Below are 26,717 nucleotides of genomic sequence, written 5' to 3' on the forward strand. Positions count from 1 at the left end.
GGAGAGTATCTTGAAGCATACCATTATCTATTTCATCGGTGTATACGACACACTTGATTTATTTACCGGAAAATTGCGGGAAGCCTTTGAGACGATGGACTATGCGTCCTTTGTATATGACGCGCGGCTGCCGCAGAGCAAGGATGCCCTGCTGTCCCTGCTTGCGGAGAGTACAGCACCGGAACGTGAATTTTCGTGTGTGACATTTAATAATCTGGGATACAATCTGGATATGGAGGTGCCTGCGCCGGCACAGAGCGTACGGGAGAACGATGCGTGTATACAAAAGGGTGGGACCAGAAATGTCTGGGAATATTACGGCATCCCGTATCTCAACATTCTGATGGATCATCCGTTTCACTATGAGAAGCCGCTGCGCCTGGCGCCGGAGACGTCGGTTGTGCTCTGCACAGACCGGAATCACGTAAAATATATCCGCAGATATTTTAAAAATATCCATCAGGTGGATTTTCTTCCGCATGCGGGAGTGGAGCTGGGAAGCCGGCACAAGCCGCTTGCGGAGAGAGGGATTGACGTTCTGTATGCCGGAGCGCTTCCGATTTATACGGTGGCAAAAATGATACCGGATCTGTCTTCCATCCCGGAAGTGGACGGACAGCTGATGGCGGGGGATGTGCTGGCGGAATTGGTGCACCATCCGGACCGGACGACGGAGGAAGTCATTGAAGAGTATCTTAAAGACCGGCGAAGCGATATCCCGGACAAGCGCGTGCAGGAGATCATTGTGCAGATGCGTTTTATCGACTCCTACGCCACTTCGTTTTTCAGGGAGCAGGCGGTGCGTATTCTGGTGGAAAACGGAATCCGGGTCACGGCGTACGGTACGGGATGGGATCAGTGCGAGTGGAGCGGCAGCCCGTATCTTGATTACCGTGGAAAAGTTCTTGCGCCGGAGATCCTTCCGTCTATGAACGATGCCAAAATTGTGTTGAACACGATGACCTGGTTTAAGGCAGGAGCGCACGATCGGATTTTTAATGGAATGCTGGCGAAAGCGGTGGTGGTAACCGACGATTCTACCTATCTGCGCCGCGAATTTACCGATGGCAGGGAACTTGTGATGTTCCGGCGGCAGGAGCTTGGAACACTGCCGGAGAGGGTGTTTGATCTGTTTGGACATCTGGAGCGGGCACAGGAGATTGCAGATTGTGGATATGCTGCGGCGAGAGACGGTCATACGTGGAAAAGCCGTGCGGAGTATCTGAAGGAGTGCTTTCTGACCTGACGAATGCACATGGGCGAAGATGGGAGCGGTAAATGTAAGCTTCTGCGCGCGGTAAGGCGAACAAAGGCGGTAAGTCTCTGCGCGCAGTACTGCAAAGAAGGCAATATATAGGATAGAGGAATGGACAGCTATGCACATATTGATGTACCGATGGAAAGCATATAATTACAGAGACATTGAGCAGACTTTTTTGCTGCTTGGACATACGGTGGACAATATCGAACAGGAACTCGGAAGCTATGACGTAAGTCCTGAATTTGAGCGGGTGATCGAGGAGAAGATCCGGGGGACGCATTATGATATGGTATTTACGGTGAACTATTTCCCATTGATCTCGAATGTATGTGAGCGCACAGGCGTGAAATATGTTTCCTGGACATGCGACAATCCGCTGATCAGTATGTACCATGAATCGGTGTTCCACGCCTGCAATTACATTTTTACGTTTGATAAGACGAATTACCTGGAGTTCCGCGGGATGGGCGTAAAACATATCTGGTATCTCCCGCTGGCGGTAGATACGGAGCGGATGGATGCGCTGCTCGGGGCGCCGGAAAAACCGGAAAGACGGAATGCCACACAGGATTCGGAGATGCGGAAATACCGCGGAGATGTGGCGTTTGTGGGAAGCCTTTATGAACGCAATTCCTATGACAAGATCAAAAACAGGCTGCCGGAGTATTTAAGGGGATATTTTGACGCTGTTATGGAGGCGCAGCTTAACATCAGCGGAGCAAATATCGTGGAGCCGATGCTGACCACGAACATTCTCGAACAGCTGCAGGAATATTTTCAGCTGGAAAAATCCGAGGGATCTTTTTCGGATCTGGGGCTGATTTTCCAGACGACCGTGCTTGGATTCAAGATTGCAGAGATCGAGCGGAGAAGAGCGCTGATTGAGCTGTCAAAGCATTACAGGGTCAATGTTTACAGCAACAGCGATGTCAGTGATCTGCTGCGGATTCAGTATTGCGGGTCAGTGGACTACTGGAGTGAGATGCCGAAGGTCTTCCGCATGTCGAAGATCAATCTGAATTTTACGATACCGAACATCAAGAGCGGCATTCCGCTGCGCATCTGGGATGTACTTGGCTGCGGGGGCTTTCTTCTGACGAACTACCAGGCAGAGATTCCGTACTATTTCAAGGAGGGGGAAGACCTCGTCTGCTTTGATGGTCTGGAAGACCTGTGTGAGAAAGTGGGGTACTATCTGGAACACGAGGAGGAGCGTAAGCGGATTGCATGGAACGGGTACCACAAGGTGCGGGAGAAGCACTCTTATATAGAAAGAATCCACACCATTCTGGATACGGTTGCAGGTGAAGACGCAAAATAAATAGGTGGCGGCGCACTGCCGGACCGCGCTAATTAAAAGGAACTGCCGCAATAAGCATATCGTGCTTTGGGCTGATAAGTAATATTATAAGAAACAGATACTTAAAAGTTCCAGATAACCATGCGGCGGCAAATTCTGATCGCAAAATCCGGTATTTCTAACCATGCCGCAGCTGGCATCCGTGATGATCCGTGTCTTTCCAAGTTTGGAGCACTCCACGGACTGTGTGCGCAAGCCAGCAGACAATTTTAGGACTTTTGTGTGTGTCCCTTGCGGCACCAGACAACAGATGGCATAAATGCCATCTTTATGTCGAACAAAACATAACCGCGCGAAGCCGATGTTTGAGTTGCCATCTGCCATATTTTTAATAGCAGATGGCAACGAGTTTCGGTTCGCGCGGTTTTATATTGTCTGTGAAGAGGTGCCATTAGGGACACCAGAAAGTCCGCTCATTGTCTGTGGCTTGTCGGACACACTCCGTGAGTGTCCAAACGTGGCCAAGACACGGAATGGGATGCCAGCCACGGCAAGGAAGAAATACGTGAATTTTTCTTCAAAGAATTTCCCGCCGTCTGTTTATTCTGGAACTTTTTTGTTCTCTGGTATTTCTGTAATAATAATTATCACCCCAAAGCAGTCTATGCGTATTGCGGCAATTCCTTTTAACAATAGGTATCAAGCATCAGACCGGAATACACCGAAGAGTGATAAGCCGCCGCAAAATTGTGCCCCGGATTCTTGTAGGCAATCAGGACTTTGCTGACATAGCTGATCGGGTCGATGGAAGCCTGGGTGGCTTTGCGTTGAAGACCGTTTTTGAAATTATTCAGGGTATGAAAACTTTCGCGCGCGTCTGGTGCGGAAACGGCGTCGGTCAACAGGCTCTTGTCAATATGGATCGATCCGTCCTGCTGCAGATTTAGCCCGATGGATTCCAACTCGTTGAAATAGGACTTTGCAACGCTCTCCATATCGTGGAGAAGCTTGCCGGACTCCTGACTGCCGTGGTAATTGTGACCGAGCTGTATCATGTTGTTGTAGACGTTGACCAGCGACTGCACATTGTCTGCGATCGCATCCGTATCCGCTTTGAAGCCGATCGTTGCGGTTTCCCCGCCAGCACTGGGGGCTTTCAGCGTCAGTTCAAAAGCGTTGTTGACGGTAAATGTGTTGGACAGTGACGAATGTTCGGTACCGTTTAACAAAAAGAGCGAATTGACCGGCATTTCCGTGATATCATTGATGCCAAGCGTGCGCATGGCACGTATGGAACCGCTGTCCGGCGCCGGCATAATCTCAAACAGGTACTGCTCGTTATCGCTGAGACCGGTCTGCTGCGACGTGATGGAAAGCGCATTCTGTCCGCGGTCGTTGGAGACCAGTGTGGCGTTTAAGCCGATATTGGCATTGTTGATCAGCCGCATGATCTTGCGCTGCACGGTCTCGTTGGTGTCCCTGCCGCTGATTGTGTACTGGAATTCATAAGAACTCAGATTGGTATTCAAGTCGAAGCTGTAATTGCCCGGCACAAAGTCGCTTGCGCCCGGGGCAAGATAGACGCCGCGGTTGACCTGCGGTGTGGCGAGACGTTCTACCGTCACATCGAACTGCTTGGAGTTGTCCGCGTCCATGTTCGAGCCGATGTACTGCACACTCACAGCGTCCTCATCAGAAGACTGCGCAATTTTCCGGGAAAAAGCGTGTTCCGCATTGTCGTCCGGAGCATTGTTTGAAAGCGCCGCGATAAAATTCTCGATCGAGCGGGCCTGCTCCTTGATGTCGATGGCAAAACGGCCGGTATCCCTGGTAAAATTGATTTTGTAAAGGGGGGAATCTTTATTAACTTTGACAATATTATTGTATACGGCGCGCAGCTGGCTTTTTTTGTGCGTGTCGTAGCGAGACGTGCCGGAACCGGCATAAGTGCTCAGGTAATACTGATAGGCACTGTCGATGACTGCCATTGGAATCCCTCCTTTCTTCCATGAAATCATATGCCTTCGCATATGCAGGGATATAAATCCGTTTATATTGCTTCCTACTTATATATAATGAAACTGTATTTTTGAATGTACAATAGATATACTTCTAATAATTTTTATCGGTAAATAGATATAAAATATTTACAGTAAAAATAAAAATTACGCGATAGATTTGTAAAATCAGAAAAAAGACTTGCGGCACACTATATGTAGTGCTAAAATAAATTTGTTGCACGAGTTTAAAAAAGTGGTTGACGCTCCATATTGATTGTGATATATTAGACTAGCGATGGAAGTAGGTCTTTTTTTTTTATGCCTTTTTTTAGGACTCCTTTCCTGAGGGGAACCTAAGCCCGGTCGCAGGGAACAAAAGACATAAGAAAAGCACAAAGAATTTTAATGGAGGTGGAAGTTGTGCGCACGAAAATAACATTGGCATGTACTGAGTGTAAGAATCGTAATTACAACACGACAAAGGACAAGAAAGCTCATCCGGACAGAATGGAAACCAAGAAGTATTGTAGATTCTGCAAGACTCATACATTACACAAGGAAACCAAATAGGCTTTTGGGCAAAGGAGTGAGAAAATGGGAGAAACCGAGAACAAAGCTGCTCAGAAAGAGAGCTTTTTTAGCGGCCTGTCGGCTGAATTCAAAAAGATCATTTGGCCGGACAACAAATCACTTGCAAGACAGACAGCAGCCGTTGTTGCTGTTTCCGTAGTAATGGGTCTTGTGATCGCGCTTCTGGATTTTGTGATTCAGTATGGCGTTGATTTCCTTGTTGGTTTAAGTTTTTAATGGAGGCATAGGTGATTTATGGCAGAGGCACACTGGTATGTAGTTCATACCTACTCAGGATATGAGAATAAGGTAAAAGCGAACATTGACAAGACAATTGAGAACCGGCATCTGGAAGACCAGATCTTAGAGGTCCGCGTACCGATGCAGGAGGTCGTTGAGCTGAAGAACGGCGCAAAGAAATCCGTATCAAAGAAGATGTTTCCGGGATACGTGCTTATCAATATGGTTATGAATGATGACACTTGGTACGTTGTCAGAAATACCCGTGGTGTTACCGGATTTGTTGGTCCGGGATCGAAGCCGGTACCGCTTACCGATATGGAAATGAGACCGCTTGGGATCAAGACAGAGAACATTGAGGTTGATTTTGCTGAGGGAGACACCGTAGTTGTCACCGGAGGAGTCTGGAAAGATACCATCGGCGTGATTCAGGCGATGAATCCTGGCAAGCAGAGCGTGACCATCAATGTTGAGCTTTTCGGCCGCGAAACGCCGGTAGAAATAAGTTTCGCAGATGTAAAGCTTGCAAATTAAGCGAGCAATCCTAATCAGGAAAGAATGAATTAAGGAGGCAATTCCAATGGCAAAGAAAGTAGAAGGATATATCAAATTGCAGATTCCTGCTGGCAAGGCTACACCAGCTCCTCCAGTCGGACCTGCACTTGGACAGCACGGTGTGAACATTGTTGAGTTTACAAAGCAGTTCAACGCCAGAACAGCGGATCAGGGCGATTTAATCATCCCTGTAGTAATCACTGTATACGCAGACAGAAGCTTCAGCTTCGTTACAAAGACTCCGCCTGCTCCGGTACTGATCAAGAAGGCTTGCAACATCAAGTCCGGTTCTTCCACACCGAACAAGGATAAGGTTGCAACTCTCTCCAAGGCAAAATTACAGGAGATCGCAGAGTTAAAGATGCCAGACTTAAACGCAGCATCCTTAGAGGCAGCTATGAGCATGATCGCAGGAACTGCAAGAAGTATGGGCGTTAACGTAGAGCAGTAAGACACGAGAGTGTAATGCATCAGAGAGCACCGGCGGTGTTCTTATGGAACGATATAGTGGGAGGGTCCTCTCCCGATACTACCACCAGGAGGTTTATATTCATGAAAAGAGGAAAGAAATATCAGGACGCTGTAAAGTCTTTTGACAAGGCGAATCAGTACGATGTTGCTGAGGCAATCAGCTTAGTAAAAAAGAACGCTACAGCGAAGTTTGATGAGACAATCGAGCTTCATATTAAGACCGGTTGTGATGGACGTCATGCAGAGCAGCAGATCCGTGGCGCAGTTGTACTGCCGCACGGAACAGGTAAGACTGTAAAAGTTTTAGTATTCGCAAAGGGCGTAAAGTTAGATGAGGCACAGGCAGCAGGCGCTGACTACGTTGGAGGCGAGGAGTTAGTTCCGAAGATCCAGAACGAGGGTTGGTTAGACTTTGATGTGATCGTTGCTACACCTGACATGATGGGCGTTGTTGGACGTCTCGGTCGTGTACTTGGACCGAAGGGCTTAATGCCGAACCCGAAGGCTGGAACTGTTACAATGGATGTTACCAAGGCTATCAACGACATCAAAGCTGGTAAGATTGAGTACAGATTGGACAAGACCAACATTATCCACGTGCCAGTAGGAAAAGCTTCTTTCACTGAGGAGCAGTTAAGCGACAACTTCCAGACCCTTATGGGTGCTATCAACAAAGCGAAACCGTCCAGCTTAAAAGGTCAGTATGTAAAGAGCGCAACTCTTACATCTACCATGGGACCTGGCGTTAAGTTAAACGTAACCAAGATCACAAACTAGTTTGTGTTGTTGGCGAAAAGTGTTGACAGCCGCAATATACAGTGTTATAATGCAGAAGCGTTGTAACGCGGTGCGTCCGTACGGATGCAGTCGTCTCACATGAGACAGATGCCACAGCAGTGGCAGATCCACATCTGTGGATTGCATATAATGGCCGAAGACAGCAGGTGCCGCAAGGCGTAATCATAGAGCCTGCCGAGGGACTTTCATGAGCAATCATTGAGAATGAGATTCTGATCCCTCTCTGTCCAGGCAGAGAGGGATTTTTATATCCTTTCGGATTTGTTATATGCGTAAAATCTAAAAAGGAGGTGCACGATTCGTGGCAAAGGTAGAATTAAAACAGCCTATCGTACAGGAAATTTCTGAAAACATCAAAGATGCGCAGTCTGTTGTAGTCGTTGATTACCGCGGACTTACCGTTGCAGAGGATACTCAGTTACGTAAAGCATTAAGAGAAGCTGGTGTTACTTATAAAGTATATAAGAACACATTAGTAAGCCGTGCCGTAGAGGGAACACAGTTCGAGAGCTTAAGAGACGTTCTTGAGGGACCGAATGCATTCGCAATTTCTACGACAGACGCAACAGCTCCGGCAAGAGTATTAGCAGATTTCGCTAAGAAAGCTCCGGCTCTTGAAGTAAAAGCAGGCGTAGTTGAGGGTAACTTCTATGACGAGGCAGGCATGAAGGCAATCTCTTCGATTCCGTCAAGAGAAGTTCTTCTTTCCAAGTTACTTGGAAGCTTACAGTCTCCGATTACCAATCTTGCCCGCGTTCTTAATCAGATCGCAGAAAAGGGCGGTGCAGCTGACGCGGCAGTAGAGGCTGCTCCGGCAGAGGAAGCTCCTGCAGCAGAAGCAGCAGAGACTCCGGCAGAATAATCCGGATCGAATGTAGTGAAAAAAGCCGCAGGGATCTGCAGGCAGAAAACGTATCATCGTGATACAATCTCAATATTAAATGGAGGAAAATAATCATGGCAAAGATGACAACAGCAGAATTTATTGATGCTATCAAAGAGTTAAGCGTATTAGAGTTAAACGACTTAGTAAAGGCTTGCGAGGAAGAGTTCGGCGTATCTGCAGCAGCAGGCGTTGTAGTTGCAGCAGCAGGTGCTGGTGACGGCGCAGCAGCAGAAGAGAAGACTGAGTTCGACGTTGAGTTAACAGAGGTTGGCCCGAACAAGGTTAAGGTTATCAAGGTTGTTCGTGAGGCAACTGGCTTAGGCTTAAAGGAAGCTAAGGATCTCGTTGATGGAGCTCCTAAGGTTCTCAAAGAGGCTGCTGACAAGGCAACCGCTGACGACATCAAGGCTAAACTTGAGGCTGAGGGCGCAAAGGTTACTTTAAAATAATCGCGTAAGCTACGAGAAGCATATAAGCGGAAACGGCGTGACTACGGGAATTTATTCCCGGCGGTCGCGCCGTTTTTGCTTATGCGCGGCGACAGCCGCTACGGGAAAATAAATTCCCTACTTCCCAAAAGAAAATACTTGGTATATGATAGTACTAACAGACTTTATAGGAAAATAGTACTTTTCCAGAGGATGAAAGTACGGGAAAGAGGAGAAGATACCATGCCGTGTTTGAGGATGTCGGTCAACCGCCTGCGGGAGGGAATGATGATAAAAGAGGATGTGTTTTCAAAGACAGGGGCGGTGATTGTGCCGGACGGAGCGGTCGTCACGAAGGACGTCGTCGCGCTGCTGACCAGACATTTTGTGGACAGTGTGATGGTGGAATATCCGACGGGCAGGAAAGAACGCCCGGAACAGCAGGAACAGAGTGCGCCGGCGAAGGAACAGCATCTGAAAGAGTTCCAGGCAGAGTTCTCGGTTGCCGAACAGTCGATTTCGGAAGAACTGAAAGATATTGTATACCGGAGTAAGGATGTGAACATTTCCATGCTGCTGGAGCCGCTGAACGGACTGCTGAAAAAAGCAGATGATGATACAGATCTTGCGGACATGCTGCTTCATATGAAAAAACAGCAGTCAGGTCTGTACGCACATACCATTAACGTGGCGCTTTTTGGACAGCTTCTTGCACGGTGGAGCGGATGCGCCGAGGCGGAGATGGAGGAGGTCATGGCGGCGGGGCTGCTTCATGACATTGGATTTCTTGAACTCTGGAAGGACGGGCAGGAACAGACGGAATTTCTGCAAGAATACGAGACGGAACGATATGAGAAACATGTCGTGAGCGGATACAACCTTATTAAGAAGATGAACATAGACCAGCGGATTAAACAGGCGGTTCTGACGCACCACGAGCGCGTGAATGGAAGCGGGTTCCCACTGCAGGTAATGGGGGATAACATCAACTGGATTTCCAGAATTCTTGCGGTGGCAGATACTTACGATGCCCTTACGATGCGTCAGGGAGATAAAGCGGGCATCTCGGCATTTGAAGCGATCAAGAAGATGGAGGATGAGGGGTATAACCGTCTGGACGCCAACTATCTGATGACATTTCTGAAGCGGATTGCCGAGACGATGATCCAGCGCAACGTGATCCTGAATGATGGCAGGATGGGAAGAGTGGTCATGATTAACAAATATAAGCTGTCATGTCCGCTTGTGCAGGTGGGGGACACTTTTGTCGATCTCGCAAAACAAAGCCGGTATTACATTCAGGAGATACTTGAAGAGTAGCGGTATTGTGTGTTATAAAGAAAATAGAAAAGGCGGACAGGAAGAGCAGCGGAACTTGAGAACAGAAAGGAGGCTTTTATGAACGGTATTACTTCGATGCAGCGAAGCAGCACATCTTATGCAGATTACGGGAAATTTGCAAGCGGCAAAAAAGTGAACCGGGCGGCAGACGGTGCGGCGGAGCTTGCGATCATCCAGAAGCAGGAGACGCAGACCAGAAGCTATAAGGTCGGGGAGAACAACATTGGCGCGGCAAAAGATATGCTGAATGTGGCGGATGGCGCAATGAGCGGGATTACGGATTATCTTCAGAAGATCCGTGAACTTGGTGTTCGGGCGTCCAATACGGTGACGATCACAGATGCGGAGCGGACAAGTATTCAGGCGCAGATCGAGCAGTATAAGCAGGGCATTTCAGATATTGCAAAACAGACAAGCTTTAACACGAAGCCGCTTCTGGATGGCACGTCGCAGAAGTACAATATCATGACGGATGCCACCGGCAACGGAATGAAGATTACGACTGCAGATGCCACATTACAGGCACTTGGGATTGCGGATTTTGATGTGACGAAAGATTTTGATCTGACGCAGGTGGATGATGCACTTGCCAGAGTGAGTGCAGGGCGCAGCGGTATGGGCGCACAGAGCAATGCACTGGAGTATGCATACCGCTACAGTACCAACACCAGGCTGAATGTAACGGCAGGAAAAAGCCGGCTCGAGGATCTGGATTACGGACAGGCGGTATCCGAACAGAAAAAGAAGCAGACCCTGCAGCAATATGCATTTTTTATGCAGAAAAAACAGATGGAACAGAGAACCCGCGCGGCGGCAAATTTTCTTGTCTCATAAGCGGTGGCGAACGGCGGAGCGAAGGCTTTAGAGCTTTCCTTCGTCGTTTTTTGCGTACTCACGGAGAAGAAATAAATATTTTAAAAAATCCTTGACGCGGCACTTGCTATTGTGCTATCATATACGTTGCACTATTGTGGTGCATTGGGCTTATTGCGCGCTTTTCGCGTTGTATGCCGCCGGATGTGCCTATACCGTATCTTGTGGTTACGGTGGATTGAGACAGTTGCTGCCACTTTTGGGGCAGCTTAGTGTAAATAAAAACGAGAGGTGAAACGTCAATGGAGAAAAACAGAATACGTCCAGTGAAAGCTGGAAAGGGCATACGTATGAGTTACTCGAGACAGAAAGAGGTATTGGAAATGCCGAATCTGATAGAAGTCCAGAAAGACTCCTATCAGTGGTTCTTAAGCGAGGGCCTGAAAGAAGTTTTCGATGATATCTCTCCAATCGCTGATTACAGCGGTCATCTGAGCCTGGAGTTTGTAGATTTTACGTTGTGTGAGGACGATGTAAAGTACACAATTCCGGAGTGCAAAGAAAGAGATGCAACTTATGCGGCACCTTTGAAGGTCAAGGTCAGACTTCACAACAAGGAGACTGACGAGATCAATGAGCATGAGATTTTCATGGGCGACCTTCCTTTGATGACAGAGACCGGTACTTTCGTGATCAACGGCGCAGAGCGTGTTATCGTCAGCCAGCTGGTGCGTTCCCCGGGTATCTACTATGGAATCGCTCACGATAAAGTGGGTAAAAAGCTGTATTCCTGTACTGTCATCCCTAACCGTGGTGCGTGGTTAGAGTATGAGACAGACTCCAATGACGTATTTTATGTCCGTGTAGATAGAACCAGAAAGGTGCCGATCACGGTATTGATCCGTGCACTTGGCGTCGGAAGCAACCAGGAGATCGTAGACCTGTTCGGTGAGGAGCCGAAGATTCTTGCAAGTTTCGGCAAGGACGTGGCAACCAACTACGAAGAGGGACTTCTGGAATTATATAAGAAAATCAGACCAGGCGAGCCGCTGACAGTTGAGAGTGCGGAGAGCCTTATTTCTGCTATGTTTTTTGACCCGAGAAGATATGATCTTGCAAAGGTCGGACGCTATAAGTTTAATAAGAAGTTAATGTTGCGCAACCGTATCAACGGACATGTTCTGGCAGAGGATGTTGTCGATGTGTCCACAGGTGAGATCATCGCCGAGGCAGGAACCGAAGTGACAAGATCCCTGGCGGATGATATTCAGAACGCGGCTGTTCCGTATGTATGGATTCAGGGCGAGACCAGAAATATCAAGGTGCTGTCTTCCATGATGGTAGATCTGAGACATTATGTGGACTGCAACCCGAAGGATCTCGGCATCACAGAGCTCGTGTACTATCCGGTATTAAAGCAGCTCATGGATGAATATCCGGACGTGGAGGATTTAAAAGAGGCCATTCACAAGAATGTGCATGACCTGATTCCGAAGCATATCACCAAGGATGATATTTTTGCGTCCATCAACTATAACATGCATTTAGAGTACGGCATTGGTCATGATGACGATATCGATCATCTGGGCAATAGACGTATCCGTGCGGTCGGAGAACTGTTACAGAACCAGTACCGTATCGGTCTTTCCAGACTGGAGAGAGTGGTTCGTGAGAGAATGACCACCCTGGATCTGGACGGTATTTCCCCGCAGAGCCTGATCAACATTAAGCCGGTAACCGCAGCTGTAAAAGAGTTCTTCGGATCTTCCCAGCTGTCCCAGTTTATGGATCAGAACAACCCGCTGTCAGAGCTGACACACAAGAGACGTCTTTCCGCATTGGGACCGGGCGGTCTGTCCAGAGACCGTGCAGGATTCGAGGTGCGAGATGTACATTACTCCCACTATGGAAGAATGTGCCCGATCGAGACGCCTGAGGGACCGAACATCGGTCTGATCAACTCTCTGGCAAGCTATGCAAGAATCAACGAGTACGGATTTATTGAGGCTCCGTACCGTAAGATCGATAAATCCGATCCTAAGAATCCGCGTGTCACAGACGAAGTTGTCTACATGACCGCAGACGAAGAGGATAACTACCATGTAGCACAGGCGAATGAGGCGCTGGATGAGGAAGGACATTTCGTCCGTAATTCCGTATCCGGTCGTTATCTGGATGAGACACAGGAATATGAGAAGACCATGTTTGATTACATGGACGTCTCCCCGAAGATGGTGTTTTCCGTCGCTACCGCATCCATTCCGTTCCTGCAGAACGACGATGCAAACCGTGCACTCATGGGATCCAACATGCAGCGTCAGGCAGTGCCGCTTCTGACCACAGAGGCGCCGGTAGTCGGTACCGGTATGGAGACGAAGGCAGCGGTAGACTCCGGTGTGTGTGTTGTGGCGAAAAAAGCCGGTGTTGTTGAGAGCTCTGAGTCCAACCAGATCATCATCAAGAATGACGAGGGCGGCAGAGATATATACAAGCTGACGAAGTTCTCCAGAAGTAACCAGTCCAACTGCTACAACCAGAAGCCGATCGTGTTTAAGGGCGACCGCGTGGAGGTTGGCGAAGTGATCGCAGATGGTCCTTCCACCGCAAACGGTGAGCTGGCACTCGGTAAGAACCCGCTGATCGGATTCATGACCTGGGAAGGTTACAACTACGAGGATGCCGTTCTTTTGAGCGAGCGTCTGGTACAGGATGATGTTTATACATCTATCCATATTGAGGAGTATGAAGCAGAAGCGCGTGACACGAAGCTCGGACCGGAAGAGATCACGAGAGATGTTCCGGGTGTCGGCGACGACGCGTTGAAGGATCTCGATGAGAGAGGTATTATCCGTATCGGTGCGGAGGTTCGCGCCGGTGATATCTTAGTCGGAAAGGTAACTCCGAAGGGAGAGACTGAGCTGACAGCCGAGGAGAGGCTGCTCCGCGCAATCTTCGGCGAGAAGGCAAGAGAAGTGCGTGACACTTCCTTGAAGGTGCCGCACGGCGAGTACGGTATCATCGTGGATGCAAAGGTATTCACAAGAGAGAACGGCGACGAGCTGTCTCCGGGCGTGAATCAGGCAGTCCGCATTTACATTGCACAGAAGAGAAAGATCTCCGTCGGTGATAAGATGGCAGGTCGTCACGGTAACAAGGGTGTCGTTTCCCGTGTACTTCCGGTAGAGGATATGCCGTTCCTTCCGAATGGCCGCCCGCTTGACATCGTGCTGAACCCGTTGGGTGTGCCGTCCCGTATGAACATCGGTCAGGTCCTCGAGATTCACTTAAGCCTTGCTGCGAAGGCACTTGGCTTCAACATCGAGACACCGGTATTCGACGGTGCGAAGGAGATTGATATCCAGGATACGCTGGAGCTTGCCAATGATTACGTCAACTTCGAGTGGGAAGACTTTGAAGCAAAATATAAAGACACACTGAACGAGGAAGTCATGAAGTACCTGTATGACAACCGCGCACACAGGGCACTGTGGAAGGGCGTGCCGATTTCCCGTGACGGAAAGGTACAGCTTCGTGACGGACGTACCGGAGAGCCGTTTGATTCACCGGTTACAATCGGACACATGCATTACCTGAAGCTGCATCACCTGGTAGACGATAAGATCCATGCACGTTCTACCGGTCCTTACTCCTTAGTAACGCAGCAGCCGTTAGGTGGTAAGGCACAGTTCGGTGGACAGCGTTTCGGAGAGATGGAGGTATGGGCACTCGAGGCTTACGGTGCATCTTATACCTTACAGGAGATTCTGACAGTGAAGTCCGATGACGTGGTCGGACGTGTGAAGACTTACGAGGCGATCATCAAGGGTGATAATATCCCTGAGCCGGGTATTCCGGAGTCCTTCAAGGTTCTCTTAAAAGAGCTGCAGTCCCTCGGACTGGATGTCAAAGTGCTCGATGAGAACCGCAACGAAGTAGAACTCATGGAGACCAGTGAGTACGGTAATACCGATTTGAATTCTATCATTTCCGGCGATAAGGATTTTGCATTTGAAGACAGCGAGTCCTTTGCAAAGATGGGATTCTCCCAGAAGCAGTTTGATACAGAGAACGAGGAACTGGTAGACGTAGAAGATGAGGAAGAGGATGAAGACGATTCTGAGTTTTTTGATGAGTCATCAGACGACGTTCTTGACGAAGAATAGATAGAAGGGAGTGTCATAAATGCCAGAGACAATGAATAAAGAGGCAACAGGCCAGTCTATCTCTTTCGATGCCATTAAGATCGGTTTGGCATCACCGGAGAAGATTCATGAGTGGTCCAGAGGCGAGGTTAAGAAGCCTGAGACGATCAACTACAGAACATTAAAGCCTGAGAAGGATGGTCTGTTCTGTGAAAAGATTTTCGGACCGAGCAAGGACTGGGAATGCCACTGTGGTAAATACAAGAAGATCCGCTACAAAGGTGTGGTATGTGACCGATGCGGCGTTGAGATTACAAAAGCAAGCGTTCGTAGAGAGCGTATGGGACATATCGAGCTTGCAGCTCCGGTTTCCCATATCTGGTACTTTAAGGGAATTCCGTCCCGCATGGGACTGATTCTTGACCTCTCACCGAGAACTCTTGAGAAGGTATTATATTTTGCATCATACATTGTACTGGATGCCGGTAACACGGCATTACAGTATAAGCAGGTGCTTTCCGAGAGCGAATATCAGGAAGCCAGAGAGCAGTACGGCAATGCGTTCCGTGTCGGAATGGGTGCCGAGGCAATCCAGGAACTGTTACACGCGATCGATCTTGAGAAGGATTCCGCAGAGCTTCAGGCAGAGCTTGCAGACGCAACCGGTCAGAAGCGCGCGCGCATCATCAAGAGACTGGAAGTTGTAGAAGCATTCCGCGAGTCCGGCAACAAGCCGGAGTGGATGATCCTCACGGTCATCCCGGTCATTCCGCCAGATCTGCGCCCGATGGTACAGCTGGATGGCGGACGTTTTGCAACATCCGACTTAAATGATCTGTACAGAAGAATCATCAACCGTAACAACCGTCTGAGAAGACTCTTAGAGCTTGGCGCACCGGATATCATCGTCCGCAACGAGAAGCGTATGCTTCAGGAGGCTGTAGATGCCCTGATCGATAACGGCCGCCGCGGACGTCCTGTTACAGGACCGGGTAACAGAGCACTCAAGTCTCTGTCTGACATGTTAAAAGGTAAGTCCGGACGTTTCCGTCAGAACCTGCTTGGTAAGCGTGTTGACTATTCCGGACGTTCCGTTATCTGCGTAGAGCCGAAGTTAAAGATTTACCAGTGCGGTCTTCCGAAGGAAATGGCAATCGAGCTGTTCAAGCCGTTCGTTATGAAGGAGCTCGTTGCAAACGGAACCGCTCATAATATCAAGAGTGCGAAGAAGATGGTCGAGAGACTTCAGACTGAGGTCTGGGATGTGCTCGAGGACGTCATCAAAGAGCATCCGGTTATGCTGAACCGTGCTCCTACACTGCACCGTCTCGGTATTCAGGCATTCGAGCCGATCCTCGTAGAGGGTAAGGCAATCAAGCTTCATCCGCTTGTGTGTACCGCGTTCAACGCCGATTTCGATGGTGACCAGATGGCTGTTCATCTTCCGCTTTCTGTGGAAGCGCAGGCAGAGTGCCGTTTCATGCTGCTCTCTCCGAACAACCTGTTAAAGCCGTCTGACGGTGGACTGGTAGCCGTTCCTTCACAGGATATGGTGCTTGGTATTTACTACCTGACACAGGAGAGACCAGGCGCAAAGGGAGAAGGCAAATTCTTCAAGAGTGTCAACGAAGCAATCCTCGCCTATGAGAATGGCGCGGTAACACTTCACTCCAGAATCAAAGTCCGCATGAGCAAGACCATGCCGGATGGAAAAAAGATTACCGGAATCGTAGAGTCCACGCTGGGACGTTTCATCTTCAACGAGATTATCCCGCAGGATCTGGGCTTTGTAGACAGAAGCATTCCGGGCAATGAATTAAAGCTCGAGGTCGATTTCCTCGTAGCAAAGAAGCAGAATAAGCAGATCCTTGAGAAAGTCATCAATATTCACGGCGCAACCAGAACTGCCGAGGTGCTGGATGCTGTTAAGGCGATGGGTTACAAATACTCCACCAGGGCGGCAATGACCGTATCCATTTCCGATATGACCGAGCCGCCGGAAAAGCCACAGATGATCAAGGACGCCCAGGATACCGTAGACCGCATTACAAAGCAGTATAAGCGTGGTCTTATCACAGAGGAAGAGCGTTACAAGGAAGTCGTAGAGACATGGAAAGAGACGGATGAGCAGCTGACACATGCACTTCTCTCCGGACTGGATAAGTACAACAACATCTTCATGATGGCGGATTCCGGAGCCCGTGGTTCCGATAAGCAGATCAAACAGCTTGCTGGTATGCGAGGACTTATGGCAGATACAACCGGTAGAACAATCGAGCTGCCAATCAAGTCCAACTTCCGTGAAGGTCTTGACGTACTGGAATACTTCATGTCTGCGCATGGAGCGCGAAAAGGTATGTCCGATACCGCCCTTCGTACCGCCGATTCCGGATACCTGACCAGACGTCTGGTAGATGTATCACAGCATATGATCGTTCGTGAGTCTGACTGCTGTGAGGGAACAGGCAGAGAGATCCCTGGTATGTGGGTAACTGCATTCATGGATGGCAAGGAAGAGATCGAGAGCCTTCAGGAGCGTATTACAGGACGTTTCTCCTGCAATACCATCTGCGATGCCGAGGGCAATGTCCTCGTGAAGGCAAATCATATGATTACACCGAAGCGCGCAGCGCTTGTTATGAGCAAGGGTGTGGATGAGAACGGAGAACCGCTTACAAAGGTGAAGATCCGTACTGTATTATCCTGCCGTTCCCACATGGGTGTGTGTGCGAAGTGCTACGGTGCCAACATGGCAACCGGCCAGGCAGTACAGGTTGGTGAGGCAATCGGTATCATCGCGGCACAGTCCATCGGTGAGCCTGGTACACAGCTTACCATGCGTACGTTCCATACGGGTGGTGTTGCCGGTACCGATATTACACAGGGTCTTCCGCGTGTCGAGGAAATTTTTGAGGCAAGAAAGCCGAAGGGACTTGCGATCATTACCGAGTTCAGCGGTGTTGCCAATATCAAAGATACCAAGAAGAAGCGTGAGATCGTTGTGACGAACAATGAGACTGGAGAGAGCAAGGCATATCTGATTCCTTACGGTTCCAGAATCAAGGTTATGGACGGTGCAGTCTTAGAGGCCGGCGACGAGCTGACAGAAGGTTCTGTCAACCCGCATGATATCTTAAAGATCAAGGGTGTGCGTGCCGTTCAGGATTACATGCTTCGCGAAGTACAGCGTGTATACCGTCTGCAGGGTGTTGAGATCAACGATAAGCATATCGAGGTGATCGTGCGCCAGATGCTGCAGAAAGTCCGTGTGGAGACAAACGGAGATTCCGATATGCTCCCGGGAACATTAGTAGATACGCTTGACTTCGAGGATACAAATGAGCTTCTGGAGAAAGAGGGCAAGGAGCTTGCAGAAGGCAAGCAGGTACTGCTTGGTATCACAAAGGCTTCTCTTGCAACCAACTCCTTCCTGTCAGCAGCATCCTTCCAGGAGACCACAAAGGTTCTGACGGAAGCTGCCATCAAGGGTAAGGTTGATCCGCTCATTGGTATGAAGGAGAACGTTATCATTGGTAAGCTGATCCCGGCTGGTACCGGTATGAAGAGATACCGCAATATCAAGCTGAGCTCGGATATTGATGAGAACGAGGAGATTGCATTCGATGATTTCGACGATTTTGATGACACTGATGTGGCAGATGAGAATTACACATTAGAGGAGAATGCGCCGGAAGAGTCCGAGGATACAGAAGAATAAAGCGCAGATTATATCTGCATTACAGAATGGGGCGGCCAGATAATGTATGGCTGCCTCGTTTTTTTTGAAAAGATGTTAAAGAACCGTGAAAAGATGTCGATAAAATAGATAAGGTATAATTTAGAGTTTCATAAAATGGGACGAACGCTAAAGGGATAGATCAAAGGAGATGGCGCGTATGTACAAGGATGTATGCAAGAGAATTTCGGCGTTTATGCTGACAGTATGCCTGATTGTGACGATGGTGGAATGGCCGACGACTGTCTGGGCAGGACAGGGAACGGTAAACACCTATCGGAACGGAGACGGGGTACTGGCGGGAGCGCCGTGCGAGGCCCAGGCTGTAGCTGCGGTATTTACAGCGGACCGCAATGCGGACGGAGCAGAACTGTTAGACAGTATTGACTTCTACGCACATGTGGATGACGGCAGCAAGGCAACGGCTACCGTGGAATATTACAAGGATGTAGAAGGCATGGCGCCGGATGCGGGAACGAGCATTTTCCAAAAAGAAGTCAGCGTGAAGGAAGGAAAGAATACTTATTCCGCAGGGCTGGCGAATCAGGTAATGGAGAATGGTTCCAGGTTTTCTGTGATCGTCCGGTTGAACGGAGCGTCCTTTTATGTATATGGCGGTACGGCAGAGGGAGAGAGCTATATTCTCGGCAATGCCGGCTGGCAGGATATGTATACAGTGAACGGAAGCAGTGCGGCGATAACTGCATACACCTATGATGTAACTGCTACAACCGGAAGAAGTTCTTCCGGTTCGGATAATCAGACGGCGGCACAGAGCAGCAATGTGAAGAAGAGTGCTGCCGCAGCACTGAACAAGAACAGCATGACCATCGGTGAGGGATGGACGGATCAGGATCTTACACTGCAGAATGCCACGGGAACGGTAACATGGGTTTCCGGCAATGAAACGGTGGCAAAAGTAAGCAGTACGGGCAACCCGGCAACCATCGAAGGTATTGCCGTAGGCAGCACGACGATCACGGCAACCTATGCAGGAAAAAGCTACACCTGTAATCTGACGGTCACACCGAATCTTTCGGAGGATGCGGTGACAGTCAGCCCGGAGAATCCGGTATACAACGGCGGACAGCAGATTCCATCCGTTGCGGTACAGGTGGGAGATACCATATTAAAAGAGAACGATCAGTACCAGCTTTCCTATGCACAGATGGTTGGCGGTGCGGCGACAACTTTTGACCCGGCTACGGATGCGACCGTGCTTGTGAATGCGGGAACCTATTACCTGTACATTACCGGACAGAACGGTTACAGCGGAAAGATTCAGAAGGAATACGTGATTGCACAGAAAGACGTATCAGACGCGACGGTGGAAGTGACACTGCAGGACAATATTGACTGGGATAAGGTGCTGGCTGATGCGGCAGCAGATCCGGACAACGCTTCTGCCACACTTACCTCCTGTATCCAAGAGGTAAAGGATACGGCGCGTGCAGATGCGGATGCCGTAGACGGCGTGAAGAATCTGGTTGAAGGAACAGATTACACGATTTCCCTCAGCAAGACAGGAAGAGGAATTACACTGACTGGTACCGGCAACTATACCGGAGAGAGATATTGCGGTGCACCGCGCAATGCGGCGGACGCGAATGTTGTTTTTGACAAGACTTCCTATGTATATACCGGAAGTGAGTGGACACCGGCATTCCAGCTTCTGGTGGACGGGGAGACCATTTCCCAGGCGGATTACGATGCGGTATATTCCGACAATGTCAATGTCGGACAAGCCACATTGACGATTACCGGAAAAAATTCCCTTTACGGAACAAAGACGGTAAATTTTGAGATCAAGGCAAAAGATATTGGCAACAAGGATCAGGAAGAAGTTGGCATGGCTGTGTCTGTGACGGCTGCTGCGGCAGGAGGAGCGGACAAGGAGCCGGTCATCACTGCAACCTACAACGGCATGACGCTGGAGAAGGGGACGGATTACACCGTCGGAACAGATATTATCAATGCCGGAAACGGAACCTACCGTCGTGTCATCACCGGTATCGGAAACTATCAGGGAACCTACACGGTGGAGTATCAGGCGGCAGGCGCTGATCTCTCAGACCTGATCCAGAAAGTGACGGCAGCGGCTGTAACTTATAACGGCAATGCACAGACACCGGAACCGGACATTACCTGGAAGAGCGGCAACAACGATCTGGGACTGGTTGAGGGAACGGATTACTCCGTTACTTACGCAAGCAACACGAATGCAGGAACAGCAACCATTACGCTGCAGGGTATGGGAACATACGGCGGTGCAGTGACCGGTAAATTCACAATCGAGCAGGCGGACATGTCAAAGGCGGTATGCTACTATGTGGATGCCGATGGCTCCGAGGTAAGCACTGCAAACTATAAGATGGAATATTCTCCGGACGGAGCAGACGTGAAGCCGAAGGTGGTTGTAAAGTTTGCGCAGGGCGCGGACATGGTAACACTTCCGGAGTCGGACTACAAGCTGACCTATTCTGCGGATACCAAGATATTTGCAGGTACGGCGAGCGTTGAGATTGCGCCGAGCGATTCCAACAGCAATTTTAAGACCGGTACAACGAAACGTCTGACGTATACGATTGCCCAGTGCAATCTTACAAGCACGAAGATTACTGCCAGCATTGACAGAGAGCTGTTTGACTATACGGGAGCAGAGATTGCGCTTCCGACAGAGAGTGTTGTATATCATTCCGCATCAAAGACAGATCATACACTGAAAAAGGGAACCGATTATACGGTGGCATGTTCACCGACAACGGTAAAAGACATCGGAACCTACACGATGACGATTACCGGAAGCGGCAACTATACAGGCGTTGTTACCAAGACGTTTGAGGTTACAGCGGTAGATATCCAGACACTGATCAACGACAAGAACCTTAAGGTAACCAACAGCACGGACAGGATGGTGACAGGATATGACGGACCATACTGGGCAATGCTGTGGTATTCCAACAATAAAAACGATAACCAGCTTGAGATTTCACTCACGGATAACCAGGGCAATACGCTGGTAAAAGGAACTGATTACGAATTAAAGTATGACGGCATCAAGGATATTTCAAAAGAAGGAAGCACTGCTTCGGTAACGATTACCGGAAAGGGCAAATTCTATGGCAAGCAGGAGATCAAGTATCTGCTCGCATCCAAGCTTGATGAGGATTATGATGTATCGGTGAATCCGGCAGAAAACCCGGTATACACAGGAGATCCGATTACGCTTGCTGCGGATGAGATTTCGGTATCGGACGGCGGATTCGGACTCTGGAAGAGCGTCCTTGAGCAGGGAACAGATTATACGGTCAACTACAGTGACGGAACCAACGCGGATCAGGCGATCAATGCCGGGGAGGCGACGGTTACAGTAGAGCAGATCCCGCTGGAGGATCAGCCGACGGCAAACGGATGCTATGTGTACAGCGACGGCGCCACAAAACTGAGTGCAACCTTTACGATTCGTCCGAAGGACATTGCAACCGGTGTTTCCTACGAGGCGATCAAGAAAGCGTACGACGGAAATGCAGTGACCCTTACAGAAAGTGAGATAAAGCTTACTTATAATAAGAAGACATTGACTGCGCCGACCGACTATTCGATCGTGGCTGGCAGCTACGCGAACAACGAGAAACCGGGACCGATGGCAAATGTGACCATACAGGGTAACGGCAACTACACAGGAACGAAGATTATTGTATTCACCATCAGCGGAAAATCCCTGGACGAGATCATCAGCTGGAAGGTGGATGAGAACGAGACGACCTACACCGGCGAGCGTCTGTATCCGAAGATCACCGAGCTGACGCTGAGCGATGGAACAAAGCTTACGACAGCCGATGAGATCGAGAAAGTGATCGCGTATGACGAGTCTTCCTACGCGGACAACCTGAATGCCGGCGAGGCATCCATCACCGTTTCCGGTAAGGGAGATTACTACGGAACAGATGACAGAATATTGACATTTGCGATTCTGCCGAGAAGCCTGGACAACAACTGCACGCTTGGCGGATTAAAGTCCAGCTATACATACACTTCGGAAGAGATTACACCGGTACCTACGGTACAGTGCACAGATCTGAAGAAAAAGCTCGGCGAGGATGATTACAAGATTTCCTACGAGAATAATGTGGATGCCGGGACCGCAACGATGACGATTACCGGAAAAGGAAACTATCAGGGAACCTTTACGATAGATTATACGATTGCGCCGAAGAATCTGGCAGAGCCGGAGGTAAAGATCGCACCGATCGACGCGCAGGAGTACAACGGAATGGCTGTCACACCGGCACCGTCGGTAAGCTATGAATTTGGAGACGGAACCTATGCGTTAAGCCCGGTCAACGATTACACGGTGGCTTACGCGAACAACAAAGGAACCGGAACCGCAACGGTGACAGTGACCGGAACCGGCAACTTTACCGGAAGCAAGACGGCAGAATTCAGAATTGGCCAGCTCATCACAAACGAGAGCAAATTTACGATCAGCTGCCCGGCACTCACCGACGGCACACAGTATGTTTATGACGGAAGTGCATTTGAGCCGGAGGTGACGGTAACACGGATCGAGGGCAACAAAAAGCTGGTAAAAGATTCTAACTATTCCGTGACATATACGGATAATATCCACGCGGGAACCGCAACGGTAAGCGTGGAAGGTCTGGGAGGATACGTCGGTGTATGGCAGAAGACTTTTGCGATTGCACCGAGAGATCTTACGGACAGCAGCGTAGAGCTCTCTGTCGGCGGAGTGACCGATGGAAGTTATCAGACACAGTATACCGGAAGCCCGGTAGAGCCTGAAGTGAAGCTTACTTATGACGGACAGAAGATCAGCACGACGGATTACACGGTATCCTACGGGGCGGATCATACCAGCCGCGGAACCGTGACGCTGACGGCAACGGCAAAGGACGGTACGGACTTTACAGGATCGAGAAGCACAACCTTTACGATCACACTTGCAAGTATTGGCAATGGCGGATATACACCGGCAAACGGCTTTAAGATCGGAGCGATCGAACCGCAGCCGCTGGTGGACGGAACGGCAACACCGCAGCCGAAGCTGTACTATAACGGAACAGAACTTGTCATGGGTACGGATTATATTTGTACTTATGAGAAGAACGACAGCATTGGCTCCGACGCGGTTGTCATTCTCAAGGGAATCGGCAATTACACAGGAAGCGTGAAGAAGACCTTTAAGATCTGCGCAAACATTGCGGACGCCGAGATTACCGTTCCGGATGAACTGTGGTTTAAAGATTATGTGAATGCCGGAGAGACGGACATTGCAATCGGCGATAAGAACATCACGTTTGACGATCAGATCAGTGTTGTGCTGAACGGAACAACACTTCAGAAAGATACCGACTATACGCTGGTCTATGCAGACAACAGCTGGGTCGGCAACGCAGTAGTTACCATCAAGGGTATGGGAGGCTTTGCGGGAAGCGTGGAGAAGACGGTTCCGATCAAAGCGGATCTTTCGGAGGCAGGCATCCAGGTGGCAATCGGAGATCAGCAGTATACCGGAGATCCGGTGGAGGCAATCCCGAGCATCAGCTACTACGGAACAGAGCTGACATCCGGAAAGCACTTTGTGATTCATACATACGAAAACAACGTGAAGATCGGTGATAAGACTGCGAGCGTGACGGTAATCGGAAATGAGAAAAACGGATTTACCGGAACACTCACAGAGAATTTCAGCATTGTTGCAAATGCGGGAATTCTGGAGGTAAGCGGTGTAGAGAGCAGCTACCTGTACCGCGGAACACAGATCCGCCCGCAGGTTACCGTTAAGATAGGGAACAAGACACTGTCCACGTCCGATTATGATGTGACCTATGGAGAGAATATCAAGGCGGGAACAGACGGCGGAAGCATTATGGTAAAGGGTAAGAACGAGTATGCTGGTCTGATCAAGCTGGTAACCTTTGATATTAACCCACTTCAGATGGACGACCTGAAGGTGCTTGACGGAACGCAGAACGCGATCGGAAGCAGAGAGTACACCGGTAAGGAGATTGTGCCGGAGTTCTCATTGAAGACAACCATCGGATCAACGGATTACATTCTGCCGGCAAGAAGCTATACCATTGCAAAGAAGGCAGACGCGGATAATACGAATGTAGGAACCGGTACAGTCGTGATTACCGGTGATGGAAGCAACGTAATCGGAAGCCGTGAAGTATCCTTCCAGATCGTGGCGAAATCATTGGCAAAACCGTCATCCGGCACCGACCTGATTGCGGTAGAAGTGATTCCGGACAGCTTTTCTTATGACGGAACGGAAAAGAAGCCGACTGTTCTTGTGACATATCAGTACGGAACAGAGGTTGAGGTACGTCAGCTGACAGAGGGAAGCGATTTTACCGTTGCATACAGCAACAATATCCATGCAGGAACAGCGACAGCGGTGATTTCCGGTATCGGAAATTATACGGGATCCCGCACCGTGGAATACACGATTACGGAGAAGAGCTTTGACGGAGCGATTGTCACGTTCCCGAACGGAACTTCCTATCCGTATATGGGAAGCGACAACGGGGTGGAACCGGAAGTGCAGGTAACACTGGACGGCAATGTACTCACAGCGGGTACGGATTATGAGGTATCTTATCAGAACAACAAGGCGTGCGGTACCGCAACTGTGACCGTGACAGGAAAAGGAAGCTATGCGGGAAGCGTAACGGCACCGTTTACCATCGTAAGCCACGATATTGCAGCTGCGGATGTTACGGTGGATCCGATTCCGAATCAGGCATACACAGGTCAGCCGGTGATTCCGGAAGTCAAAGTGACCTGCGGCGATTACACCTTAAAGCAGGGTGAGGACTATACACTGAGCTTTGACACGGACAACACAGAGATCGGCACTGTGCTGATGCGGATCAACGGAACCGGCGGATTTACGAATTACCGCCAGACCACATTTCATATTGCGAGCGACATCAGTCCGGCGGAGATTGTAGGACTGCGTGACAGTTACCCGTTCACGGGAAGCGTTTATACGCCGGATGATCTGGGCATTACAGAGGTACGCATCGGCGAGACGGTTCTGACAACAGACTCCTACAGCTTTGCATTTGACAACAACAGCGATGGCATGAGCGCCGGAACGCAGACCCTTCTTCTGATCGGTCAGGGAAGCTATGGCGGAACCAAGAAATGCACCATCGAGATTACACCGAAGGACATCACCGATGAAGATGTGGTGATGAGCGGATTTGAGGACACGGTATCCTACTCAGAGCAGATTACACAGAATGTAACATTCCAGTGGGGTGAGATCGCACTCGTAAGAGACACCGATTATACCGTGACATGCAGACCGGCAGGAGTGGCAGGAATCTACGAAATGGAGGTTGCCGGAACCGGCAACTATACAGGAACCGTTACAAAGCAGTTTACTGTAGACCAGACGCCGATCGACGGACTGGAAGTGAAGGGTATTTCTTCTACTTACACATATACCGGAAAAGCAATCACACCGGAGCCGGAAGTATGGGCAGACGGTGTGCAGCTGGAAAAAGATAAGGATTACACGGTATCCTATGAAGACAACATCAACGCGGGTGTAGCGAAGCTGGTAATCACAGCAAGCGGAACCCATTATGCAGGTACTAAGGAACTGAGTTTCCAGATTCTGCGCAAGAGCATACATCTGTGCGACATTGGTTCGATTCAGACACAGGTATATACCGGATCTGACATCAAGCCGACCGTGACGGTGGAAGATGACGGCAAAGCCCTGGAACTTTTAAGCGACTACACACTGATGTATTCCAACAACCGCAAGGCAGGTACCGGTGTGGCGGCAGTTGCAGGAAAAGGCAATTACACCGCGACAAAGAACCTGACGTTTGACATCAGACCGTGCGATGCGGGCGCGGCGGTTGTGACAGGCGCATCCGCAGACAGTCTGTCCATCAGCTGGACGGGCGACGGTGCCGTGACGGGATACGAAGTATACCGTGCCGGCGCAGATGGAAAGTGGCAGCAGGTAACGCGTACCAGAGACGCTTTCTATACCGATAAAAAGCTTGCGGCAGAGACAACATACTCTTATAAAGTAAGAAGCTACCTGGTGGCGGACGGCGAGACTTACTACGGTGAGTTTACCGGAGCAGTTACCGGAACAACCACAAAATAAAGATAGAGAGGAGGGAGA

General features: G+C 49.6%; 15 protein-coding genes and 1 other annotated feature. Of the genes, 14 read left to right on the top strand and 1 reads right to left on the bottom strand.

What is annotated here, in order from left to right; translation table 11 throughout:
- Positions 1-10 precede the first annotated feature (10 nt).
- Both RHOM_RS00940 and RHOM_RS00945 read left to right on the top strand, forming a co-directional pair.
- A complete protein-coding gene (locus tag RHOM_RS00940) occupies positions 11-1,246 on the top strand; it encodes a glycosyltransferase family protein (protein WP_014078405.1) in 1,236 nt (411 codons plus the stop codon).
- 130 nt (positions 1,247-1,376) lie between these two features.
- Positions 1,377-2,582: a CgeB family protein gene (locus RHOM_RS00945; protein WP_014078406.1), complete on the top strand. Its 1,206-nt coding sequence runs from the start codon at positions 1,377-1,379 to the stop codon at positions 2,580-2,582.
- 665 nt (positions 2,583-3,247) lie between these two features.
- Here the strand turns inward: RHOM_RS00945 and fliD are convergent.
- Complete coding sequence (gene fliD / locus RHOM_RS00950) at positions 3,248-4,549, bottom strand: flagellar filament capping protein FliD (protein ID WP_014078407.1); 1,302 nt, start codon at positions 4,547-4,549, stop codon at positions 3,248-3,250.
- Positions 4,550-4,981: 432 nt separating this feature from the next.
- Here fliD and rpmG point away from each other — a divergent pair, with 432 nt between their 5' ends.
- From rpmG to RHOM_RS01005, 12 genes are all read left to right on the top strand, one after another.
- Positions 4,982-5,131, top strand: a complete 150-nt coding sequence (gene rpmG, locus RHOM_RS16695) for a 50S ribosomal protein L33 (protein WP_007885763.1) — start codon at positions 4,982-4,984, stop codon at positions 5,129-5,131.
- Between the two features lie 24 nt (positions 5,132-5,155).
- The gene (gene secE / locus RHOM_RS00955; RefSeq protein WP_014078409.1) at positions 5,156-5,368 is read left to right on the top strand and encodes a preprotein translocase subunit SecE; all 213 of its coding nucleotides are present in this window, start codon (positions 5,156-5,158) and stop codon (positions 5,366-5,368) included.
- An 18-nt stretch (positions 5,369-5,386) separates the two neighbouring features.
- A complete protein-coding gene (gene nusG / locus RHOM_RS00960; protein WP_014078410.1) occupies positions 5,387-5,905 on the top strand; it encodes a transcription termination/antitermination protein NusG in 519 nt (172 codons plus the stop codon).
- Positions 5,906-5,951: 46 nt separating this feature from the next.
- On the top strand, positions 5,952-6,377 hold the full coding sequence (rplK, locus tag RHOM_RS00965; RefSeq protein WP_014078411.1) for a 50S ribosomal protein L11: 426 nt from the start codon (positions 5,952-5,954) through the stop codon (positions 6,375-6,377).
- Between the two features lie 101 nt (positions 6,378-6,478).
- Complete coding sequence (gene rplA, locus RHOM_RS00970) at positions 6,479-7,174, top strand: 50S ribosomal protein L1 (RefSeq protein WP_014078412.1); 696 nt, start codon at positions 6,479-6,481, stop codon at positions 7,172-7,174.
- A gap of 136 nt (positions 7,175-7,310) precedes the next feature.
- Positions 7,311-7,452: a sequence feature (ribosomal protein L10 leader region), on the top strand.
- A gap of 44 nt (positions 7,453-7,496) precedes the next feature.
- Positions 7,497-8,057, top strand: coding sequence for a 50S ribosomal protein L10 (rplJ, locus tag RHOM_RS00975; RefSeq protein WP_014078413.1), 561 nt, complete (start codon positions 7,497-7,499; stop codon positions 8,055-8,057).
- A 95-nt stretch (positions 8,058-8,152) separates the two neighbouring features.
- Positions 8,153-8,530 carry a 50S ribosomal protein L7/L12 gene (rplL, locus tag RHOM_RS00980; protein WP_014078414.1) on the top strand — a complete coding sequence of 126 codons (378 nt, stop codon included), beginning with the start codon at positions 8,153-8,155 and terminating at the stop codon, positions 8,528-8,530.
- Positions 8,531-8,752: 222 nt separating this feature from the next.
- Positions 8,753-9,829 carry an HD-GYP domain-containing protein gene (locus RHOM_RS00985; protein WP_014078415.1) on the top strand — a complete coding sequence of 359 codons (1,077 nt, stop codon included), beginning with the start codon at positions 8,753-8,755 and terminating at the stop codon, positions 9,827-9,829.
- A gap of 78 nt (positions 9,830-9,907) precedes the next feature.
- Complete coding sequence (locus tag RHOM_RS00990) at positions 9,908-10,684, top strand: flagellin (RefSeq protein ID WP_014078416.1); 777 nt, start codon at positions 9,908-9,910, stop codon at positions 10,682-10,684.
- Positions 10,685-10,965: 281 nt separating this feature from the next.
- Positions 10,966-14,826, top strand: a complete 3,861-nt coding sequence (gene rpoB, locus RHOM_RS00995) for a DNA-directed RNA polymerase subunit beta (protein WP_044024574.1) — start codon at positions 10,966-10,968, stop codon at positions 14,824-14,826.
- Positions 14,827-14,845: 19 nt separating this feature from the next.
- Positions 14,846-18,523 (top strand): DNA-directed RNA polymerase subunit beta', encoded by a 3,678-nt coding sequence (rpoC, locus tag RHOM_RS01000; RefSeq protein ID WP_014078418.1) that lies wholly within the window; start codon positions 14,846-14,848, stop codon positions 18,521-18,523.
- Positions 18,524-18,701: 178 nt separating this feature from the next.
- Positions 18,702-26,699 (top strand): fibronectin type III domain-containing protein, encoded by a 7,998-nt coding sequence (locus RHOM_RS01005; RefSeq protein WP_014078419.1) that lies wholly within the window; start codon positions 18,702-18,704, stop codon positions 26,697-26,699.
- Positions 26,700-26,717: the final 18 nt, after the last annotated feature.

Origin of the sequence: Roseburia hominis A2-183 (assembly GCF_000225345.1) — a bacterium.
Classification (GTDB): Bacteria; Bacillota; Clostridia; order Lachnospirales; family Lachnospiraceae; genus Roseburia; species Roseburia hominis.

Excerpts from the sequence above, each read along its gene's own strand:
- nusG (WP_014078410.1), top strand. The coding sequence starts at position 5,387 with ATGGCAGAGGCACACTGGTATGTAGTTCATACCTACTCAGGATATGAG.
- rpoC (WP_014078418.1), top strand. The coding sequence starts at position 14,846 with ATGCCAGAGACAATGAATAAAGAGGCAACAGGCCAGTCTATCTCTTTC.
- rplL (WP_014078414.1), top strand. The coding sequence starts at position 8,153 with ATGGCAAAGATGACAACAGCAGAATTTATTGATGCTATCAAAGAGTTA.
- RHOM_RS00990 (WP_014078416.1), top strand. The coding sequence starts at position 9,908 with ATGAACGGTATTACTTCGATGCAGCGAAGCAGCACATCTTATGCAGAT.
- rplA (WP_014078412.1), top strand. The coding sequence starts at position 6,479 with ATGAAAAGAGGAAAGAAATATCAGGACGCTGTAAAGTCTTTTGACAAG.
- rplK (WP_014078411.1), top strand. The coding sequence starts at position 5,952 with ATGGCAAAGAAAGTAGAAGGATATATCAAATTGCAGATTCCTGCTGGC.
- RHOM_RS00945 (WP_014078406.1), top strand. The coding sequence starts at position 1,377 with ATGCACATATTGATGTACCGATGGAAAGCATATAATTACAGAGACATT.
- RHOM_RS01005 (WP_014078419.1), top strand. The coding sequence starts at position 18,702 with ATGTACAAGGATGTATGCAAGAGAATTTCGGCGTTTATGCTGACAGTA.
- RHOM_RS00985 (WP_014078415.1), top strand. The coding sequence starts at position 8,753 with ATGCCGTGTTTGAGGATGTCGGTCAACCGCCTGCGGGAGGGAATGATG.
- fliD (WP_014078407.1), bottom strand. The coding sequence starts at position 4,549 with ATGGCAGTCATCGACAGTGCCTATCAGTATTACCTGAGCACTTATGCC.
- secE (WP_014078409.1), top strand. The coding sequence starts at position 5,156 with ATGGGAGAAACCGAGAACAAAGCTGCTCAGAAAGAGAGCTTTTTTAGC.
- rpoB (WP_044024574.1), top strand. The coding sequence starts at position 10,966 with ATGGAGAAAAACAGAATACGTCCAGTGAAAGCTGGAAAGGGCATACGT.